5 protein-coding genes are annotated in these 7,272 nt (G+C 50.9%); all 5 read right to left on the bottom strand.

Annotated elements, in window-relative coordinates; genetic code table 11:
* Positions 1 to 304 precede the first annotated feature (304 nt).
* The 5 genes from DUE52_RS17260 to DUE52_RS17240 are packed head-to-tail and all read right to left on the bottom strand — an operon-like array spanning position 305 to position 7,156.
* Positions 305 to 988, bottom strand: coding sequence for a nucleotidyl transferase AbiEii/AbiGii toxin family protein (locus DUE52_RS17260; RefSeq protein WP_165840962.1), 684 nt, complete (start codon positions 986 to 988; stop codon positions 305 to 307).
* The gene (locus DUE52_RS17255; protein ID WP_133299863.1) at positions 957 to 2,213 is read right to left on the bottom strand and encodes a type IV toxin-antitoxin system AbiEi family antitoxin; all 1,257 of its coding nucleotides are present in this window, start codon (positions 2,211 to 2,213) and stop codon (positions 957 to 959) included. The genes DUE52_RS17260 and DUE52_RS17255 overlap by 32 nt, the downstream gene beginning before the upstream one ends.
* Positions 2,173 to 4,494 carry an EcoAI/FtnUII family type I restriction enzme subunit R gene (gene hsdR / locus DUE52_RS17250; protein WP_114407260.1) on the bottom strand — a complete coding sequence of 774 codons (2,322 nt, stop codon included), beginning with the start codon at positions 4,492 to 4,494 and terminating at the stop codon, positions 2,173 to 2,175. The genes DUE52_RS17255 and hsdR overlap by 41 nt, the downstream gene beginning before the upstream one ends.
* Positions 4,491 to 5,705 (bottom strand): restriction endonuclease subunit S, encoded by a 1,215-nt coding sequence (locus DUE52_RS17245; RefSeq protein ID WP_114407259.1) that lies wholly within the window; start codon positions 5,703 to 5,705, stop codon positions 4,491 to 4,493. Before DUE52_RS17245 ends, hsdR begins: the two co-directional genes overlap by 4 nt.
* Complete coding sequence (locus tag DUE52_RS17240; RefSeq protein ID WP_114407258.1) at positions 5,702 to 7,156, bottom strand: class I SAM-dependent DNA methyltransferase; 1,455 nt, start codon at positions 7,154 to 7,156, stop codon at positions 5,702 to 5,704. Before DUE52_RS17240 ends, DUE52_RS17245 begins: the two co-directional genes overlap by 4 nt.
* Positions 7,157 to 7,272: the final 116 nt, after the last annotated feature.

The raw sequence follows: 7,272 nt of genomic DNA, 5'->3' as shown, positions 1-7,272 counted from the left end.
CTTCAATGCCAAGATCAAAGCCTTCCGGGCTCAGTTCAGAGGGGTAAGAAACGTCGAGTTTTTCCTTTATCGATTAACGCAGTTATATGCTTAAACCAAGATGCTCCACAACTTTTGCTCTTGATCCTCGTTAGCTCGTCGTCCAGCCCTTGTCTAAGGTTCTGAAGCAGATAACATACATGGTCCAAAGGAAAACGTTGGTACTGTGCCGCGTGTAGATTTCGCACAACGGCCCCTTCTGGTCCATCAGCAATTGCGCTGTCGATTATCGTAATGATGCGTTCCTGTAAGGGGAACGATGGTATCAGCAAAGGCTGCAGGTGTCGGCCCAGAATCCGGGCGGCTGTCTGCTCCAGCGAAACGGACGTTTCCAGCAGGCCAGCGTGTTGATCGTAGAGATCTTCTTCAATAATCTCCAGGTAGTTTTAAGTATAAAGGCAATGTCCGTCAGGTCTTTTACCCGGTGTTCCGGCCGATCATCGTAAGCAATCAGTTTAAGCACTACCATGCCTGGCAGACTGCACACCCGAAACGTAAACTGATCATCCAGCCTGATTAGCTGCGTACCATGTTCGTACACTTCTGAAAAGCCGGTTACCGCCAGTCGGGCTACACCCTCTCCCCGATTGAGCAGAACGTGATTCGTTAACTCCATACCGCCAAAAGGGAGCAAATCAACATCCGTTTGCCCAGCGTATTTTAGCGTGTAAGGCATTCCCCGAACTTCGGCAAAATCTCCCTGGGCCAGCAACGTATCTTTTAATCGGTAATAGTCAGACTCCTCAGGAACCAGCACCGCCAGGTCCAGATCGCGTGTCGCCCGGGGCGCTTCCAATCCGTGGACGGCCATTGTCAGGTCGCGTGCCACAGCACCTACCAGATAAAAGTCGATCCCAGTCTGTTCACAGGCTTGCTCAAGGTGCGCAAAGATGGGTTTGAACCGCTGCCGGTGAAATTCAGTCAAGGAGACACTGTACATATTTTTCATACATTTTTTGGGCCACTTCCGCATTGCGGGAATCCCGGCTGATCAACAGGTCGGCGTACACTAGCAGTGGATGAACCAACTGCCCCGGTTCGTCCGTCGGCCAAAATTTCTTATAAACCCGTATCGGGCCGTTCTCCGGATCAGGTAAAAGCCGCAATTGTTTCATGACCTCCCGGGTGGACTGCCGGGTATATACGATCCATTCCGCGGGCCGTAAAAAATCGGTATAGCCGTCCGCAGCAGGTTCTCCGCCCCACTGGGTCAGGGGCATTTCAAGCACCTGATTTTCCCAGTTACCGATCGATTCTTTCTTCAACAACCGGTAGCGTCCGATCAACAAACCCGGTTGTAATCGGGTGGCATAGGCCTCGATCCATTTATCCAGCAAGGTCTTTCGGCTGCTTAACTTCCATTCCCCGGTTCGAATTTCGGAGAGAAAGCCGCGTTGCTGGAGGCTGATCTTTACGCGATGGACCGTTTCCAGACTGGCTCCGGCTTGCTGGGCTATCGTTCGGATCGTTTCATTGATCAAATCGGGGTGCGTAATCAGCCAGTACGTAACGCGCAAACCGGCCCGGGTAAAGGCGTGGTCGGTCTTTTCCCCTATTCGCTTCAGGGGCTTTCGCCCTTCAATCCAGACGAATACCGGGAAACCGGCATTTTCTATGCGCAGGTAGGCATTGCCGGCCCTATCGATGTAGTTAATCCCTTGCTGCCTTAATTTCTCACCCAGTACGGAATTCACATAATCGGTCATCAAGGTCGGATTACTGGCGTTTTCAAGCTGGTTCAACAGTTGTCCCCAAACCAGACGTTGCGCTGATTGCTTGACTTCGACTGTCAGATTTACGCTAAATCCGCCCCGTAGGACCTGGATCACAGCATCATACTGCTTTTCCTTTAAATCTGATGGAATAATTTCGATGCTGAACGTAGGTAGTAACTCTGTCAGTGCTTCTAAACCTTCCTGTAAAAGTTGTCTTTCAGCTTTCATGTTCGACATTACTTCATGTTTGATAAAAACGAACAGGTAAAAATATCGAACAACCAGTAAAAAAACAACCAACTCCCTCATTAAAGTGAGCGTTGACTGCGCCCACGCGGATGCAAAAAATCCCAAAGCGTCGTCCCAGCCTGAAGGCCGTCGCTTTGGGATGTAGGAATGGTAAGCAAAAGTCTTACCGTTAAGCCGCCTTCTGCTGATACAAATACTTCTGAAAATCAATAAACGTAGATTGAATAGCAGCAGTCCCGCCCAACTTAGCTACGGCATCGGGTATCGAGTGATATTTTAACATCAGCAAGCCAGGCAGTTTTTCCCGATCCAGTTCTTCCACTCCGCTTTCGATGTATTTGTCCAGCACAAATTCCAAAAACTCTTTCTGCTGAGGGTCGAGCAACGCAAAAATGTGTGATTCGGCCTCCGCAACCCGGTCGGCGCGGCTGATGGGTTTTCTGGCAAACGAAATGTATTCCAGCACATCGAACAAATCACTGTTCTCGGCCTGAATCAGCCGCTGTAATACCCGCAATTCGTCTTTCCCGTAACCGGCGTCGGCCAGGTTGGCAAGCAGCGTTTTGCGCGTCATCGGGTTCGACCAGATCGCCCGCAGTTCGTCTTCGTTCTTGAAGAAGTCGGGCAGGGTGCCAAAAAGGGCGTTTAAAAACTCCTCAGCCGAAATCAACTGTCCGTCGGCACTCCAGAACGAGGTCGCCATCATGTGCTGAATTTCGCGGTCTTTTCCATCCCGCAGCTTGATTTTCAGCCGGGGTCTTCCAACACCTTCCTGCTCAGGTTCTTCAACCCCCGATGGTTTCGGCAGCGGTTTATACGGTCTTGGTTCAGCCGTTGCTTCCGGTTCTTCGGGCGGGCCGTCCCATTCGGGATCGATGAACTTCTTGTAGGCTCCGACGTAGTCGTAGATCGTGAAAAAATCCTTGCCCTCGAAAAGCCGCGTTCCCCGCCCGATAATCTGCTTGAATTCGACCATCGAGTTGACCGGCCGCAGCAACACAATGTTGCGGATGTTGCGGGCATCGACGCCGGTCGACAGTTTCTGGGAGGTCGTCAGAATGGTGGGAATCGTTTTCTCGTTGTCCTGAAACTCGCGTAGGTATTGTTCGCCCAGCGCGCCGTCGTTGGCCGTCACGCGCACGCAATAATTCGGGTTCCGGCTGGTTTTTTGCTGGTTGATCAGGTCGCGGATCGCCAGGGCGTGGTCCTGACTGGCGCAAAAGACAATGGCTTTTTCGCGCTGGTCGGCTTCTTTCAGGTAAATCTCAACCCGTTTGGCTTCGCGCTCCTTGATTTCAATGATCCGGTTGAAGTCGGTTTCGGTGTATTCCCGGCCGGTTTCAACCTCGCCTTCCACAACCACATCGTCGGGGCTATACAGGTAGTTGTCCAGCGTGGTCTGGATGCGCTTCACCTTGAAAGGCGTCAGAAAACCGTCGTTGATGCCTTCCTTGAGCGAATAGACATAAACCGGGTCGCCAAAATACCGGTACGTATCGGCGTTGACGTCCCGTTTGGGCGTGGCCGTCAGCCCCAGTTGAACGGCGGGCGAAAAGTATTCCAGAATGTCGCGCCAGGTGCTTTCGTCGTTGGCTCCGCCCCGGTGACACTCGTCGATGATGATGAAATCGAAGTAATCCGCCGGGTAAGCGCCAAAATAAGGAGCCGGGTTGCCATCGGCATCACGCCCGCTCATAAACGTCTGGAAAATCGTAAAGAAAATGCTGCCGTTGGTCGGCACGCTGCCCCGTTTCCGGATTTCGTGGGGGCTGATGCGCACCAGGGCGTCGTCGGGAAAAGCCGAAAACGCGTTGAAAGCCTGGTCGGCCAGAATGTTGCGGTCGGCCAGAAACAGGATGCGGGGCTGGCGCAAACCGTCGCGCCGGAGATTCCAGCGGGTTTTGAAGAGCTTCCAGGCAATCTGAAACGAAATGAAGGTTTTGCCGGTGCCGGTGGCCAGGGTCAGCAGAATGCGCGGTTTGCTGTCGGCAATGGCGGCCATCACGTTGTTGACGGCTCGCTCCTGGTAATACCGGGCGTCTTTGGAACCGCCGACACTCTCGAACGGCACGTCGCTGAACTGGTCACGCCAGTGGTTGGGTGTGTCGAAGGTCTTGTTCCAGAGTTGGTCGGGTGTCGGAAAAACCGCCACCGTGCCCTCCTGACCGGTTTTCATGTCGATGCGGTAAATCTCGTGCCCGTTGGCCGCGTAAGTGGTGTCGAGGCCGAGCAGGTCGGCGTAGTTTTTGGCCTGCGCCACGCCCTCGCCCACGGGCAGTTCGTTGCTTTTGGCTTCGATCACGGCCAGTTTGATGCCTTTGTAGACCAGCACGTAATCGGCGGTGAGCTTTTTGCCCCGCACGCCCCCGGTCTGAATTCGGCCCGCCGTGATGTGGTATTCGCGCAGGACTTTGGAATTGGCGACGACACCCCAGCCGCTGGCGGTCAGTTTGGGATCGATCAGTTCGGCCCGGGTTTCGGCTTCGTTCATACCAGTTCGGCGGCTTGGGCGGTTTTGAGTTCGCCCCGGAAGGCTTTTTGCAAAATGGCTTTTTTCAACTCGTCCAGATCCGCCAGCTTTTGCCGATAAATGGCTTCGAGTTTTTTAGTTTCGATGGAAAGAGCGTCGAGTTTGGCGACGATGGATTTGGCTTCTGATAATGGTGGCAACGGCATAATAAAACGGCCCAATGCTTCACCAGTAAAATGCTGAATACCGGCACCTGAACAATAATCTTTTAAATTTCCATTTTTATCGGATAAATACAGAAAGTAAACAAATAGCTTATTATATTCTTGTTTATTAAATCGCACTCGATGAATAGCTTTCTGAAAATATATTGGATAGTCTTCCTCCCAAATTGCAGCACGTCCTGGATACCCACCTTCACATATTAAAACATCACCTTTTTGAGCCGTATATTTTTCGGTTTCTTCTGGGCGAAAACGCATTTCCAATAAATCTGACAAATCTGTTTTAAACCATCTAACGTTAATATTTCGGAGATATCTCTGCGGAATCCCTTGATTCTTAGCTTTATCGAGCATTTTGCCTAGAGAATGCTTCGCTACCTCTTTAACTTTTTTAAATTCCCACCCTTCACCCGAATTGGCAAAAACCGACTGCAAATACGACTCAAACAACGCCCGGGCGTTTTGTAGATTCTTCTCCGCATTGGCTTTCGCCTGATCAATAGCCGCAAAAGCCTCATCCAGAATGGCTACGATGCGTTGTTGTTCGGGAAGCGATTTGGGATATGAAATTTCAACTTCTCTTATTTCCTCTAAATGTAGATTTGGTACACCTATTCCTTTCAACCTCCTATTGAATTGTTTTTTTGCCAAAGGAGAATTGATGAAATACAACATGAATGAAGGGAGTACTTCTTCTTTAACCCTCAAAAGAGCAAGACTTACGTATATGTCGAAAACTACATCTTTATCAACTATTGCCGCTACGCCAGTAGTCCCATTTTTTGCCAACAAAATATCGTTTAAACGAGGTGCAACCCGTTTATGCATTTCGACATGCTGTTTGGCATCAATGTATTTTACGTTGATCCAATCAATCTTTCCACTTGTTACGTTTTTTGATGACAAGAAAACGATACCGTCCTGAAAATACGTTGGTGTTTGATGGGTACCATCAGTGATCTTCTCGCAAACTTGGTTTAGCTGTTTTACTTCCCATCCCGTCTTCATACCAGTTCCCAAATACCGTTTAAAATGTCAGCACTTTCTTCGTCCAGGGCCCGCATTTCGGCCAGGATTTCCTGCGGTTCGCGTAAGGCGGTTTCTTCTTTTTTGTGCGGGTTTTTGGCCGAGAGGTCGTACGTAATCGGGTTGATGTCGGCCCTGTTCACCGTCCAGGAGTTTTCGGAGTCGGCTTTCGTTTGTTGCAGGGTCACAAAATCGGCGAGATCGCGCTCGTTCAGGGCGTTGGTTTTGCCGAGATTCCGGTCGAGGTTCAACTGGTAAAACCAGACGTTCTGCGTCGGCGCACCTTTCTCAAAAAACAGCACGACGGTTTTCACCCCCGCGCCCGTAAACGTGCCGCCCGGCAAATCGAGCACGGTATGCAGGTTACAGTTTTCGAGCAGCAGTTTGCGCAGGCTCACCGAGGCATTGTCGGTATTCGACAGAAACGTGTTTTTAATGACCACGCCCGCCCGGCCCCCGGCTTTCAGAATCCGGACGAAATGCTGCATGAAAAGCGAAGCGGTTTCGCCGGTTTTGATCGGAAAGTTCTGCTGCACTTCCGCCCGTTCCTTGCCGCCAAAGGGCGGATTGGCCAGCACCACGTCGTAGCGGTCTTTCTCCTGAATGTCGCTCAGGTTTTCGGCCAGGGTGTTGGTATGCACGATGTTGGGCGCTTCAATCCCGTGCAAAATCATGTTCATCGTGCCGATGATGTAGGCCAGCGATTTCTTTTCCTTGCCATAGAAGGTGCGTTTCTGGAGCGTTTCGAGGTCGCTGGTGGTCAGGTTCCGCCCGGTTTTCAGATAGTCGAATGCTTCGACCAGAAAACCCGCTGAACCCACCGCGCCGTCGTAAATTTTTTCACCCATCACCGGAGCCACCACCCGGACGATGGTTTTAATCAGCGGGCGGGGTGTGTAATATTCGCCCCCGTTGCGCCCCGCGTTGCCCATGTTCTTGATCTTGGATTCGTAGAGATGGCTCATCTCGTGCTTTTCAGCGTGCGTCCGAAACCGCAGCAGGTCGATGAGGTTGATCACTTCACGCAGGTTATAGCCACTTTGCAGGCGGTTTTTCAGTTCGCTGAAAATCTCTCCGATTTTGTATTCGATGGTGTCGGGGTGCTCGGCGTTGGCTTTGAATTTTTTCAGGTATGGAAAAAGTCGTTCGTTCACGAAATCGAGCAAATCGTCGCCGGTCAACGCAACTTGGTGGTCGGGCATTCCGAGCGGTGTTTTGGGAGCCGCCCAAACCGACCATTTGAATTCGGGGCCAATAATCGGCTGGTAGGCTCGACCCGAAAGTTCGGCCACCGTCTGTTTGTCTTGTTCTAAATCGTCAAGGTACTTTAGGAACAGCACCCAGGAAGTTTGCTCCACATAATCCAACTCACTACCACAACCGGCATCTTTATGCAAGATGTCATCGATATTCTTAAACGTCTGTTCAAACATGCTATTTAACTAATTGATAGTCTTGCAGATACAGACAACATTCGAAGCGGAGCGGTTTTTAAAATTCCTCATGTTGTCTGCTTATCCTCCTATTGCAAACATACATAATCCATTAC

This window comes from Larkinella punicea (genome assembly GCF_003334855.1).
Taxonomy (GTDB): Bacteria; Bacteroidota; Bacteroidia; order Cytophagales; family Spirosomataceae; genus Larkinella; species Larkinella punicea.
This window is presented reverse-complemented; position numbering and strand designations above follow the sequence as displayed.

Coding starts and splice junctions, on each gene's coding strand:
- DUE52_RS17260 (WP_165840962.1), bottom strand. CDS start 988: ATGAAAAATATGTACAGTGTCTCCTTGACTGAATTTCACCGGCAGCGG.
- DUE52_RS17240 (WP_114407258.1), bottom strand. CDS start 7,156: ATGTTTGAACAGACGTTTAAGAATATCGATGACATCTTGCATAAAGAT.
- DUE52_RS17245 (WP_114407259.1), bottom strand. CDS start 5,705: ATGAAGACGGGATGGGAAGTAAAACAGCTAAACCAAGTTTGCGAGAAG.
- hsdR (WP_114407260.1), bottom strand. CDS start 4,494: ATGAACGAAGCCGAAACCCGGGCCGAACTGATCGATCCCAAACTGACC.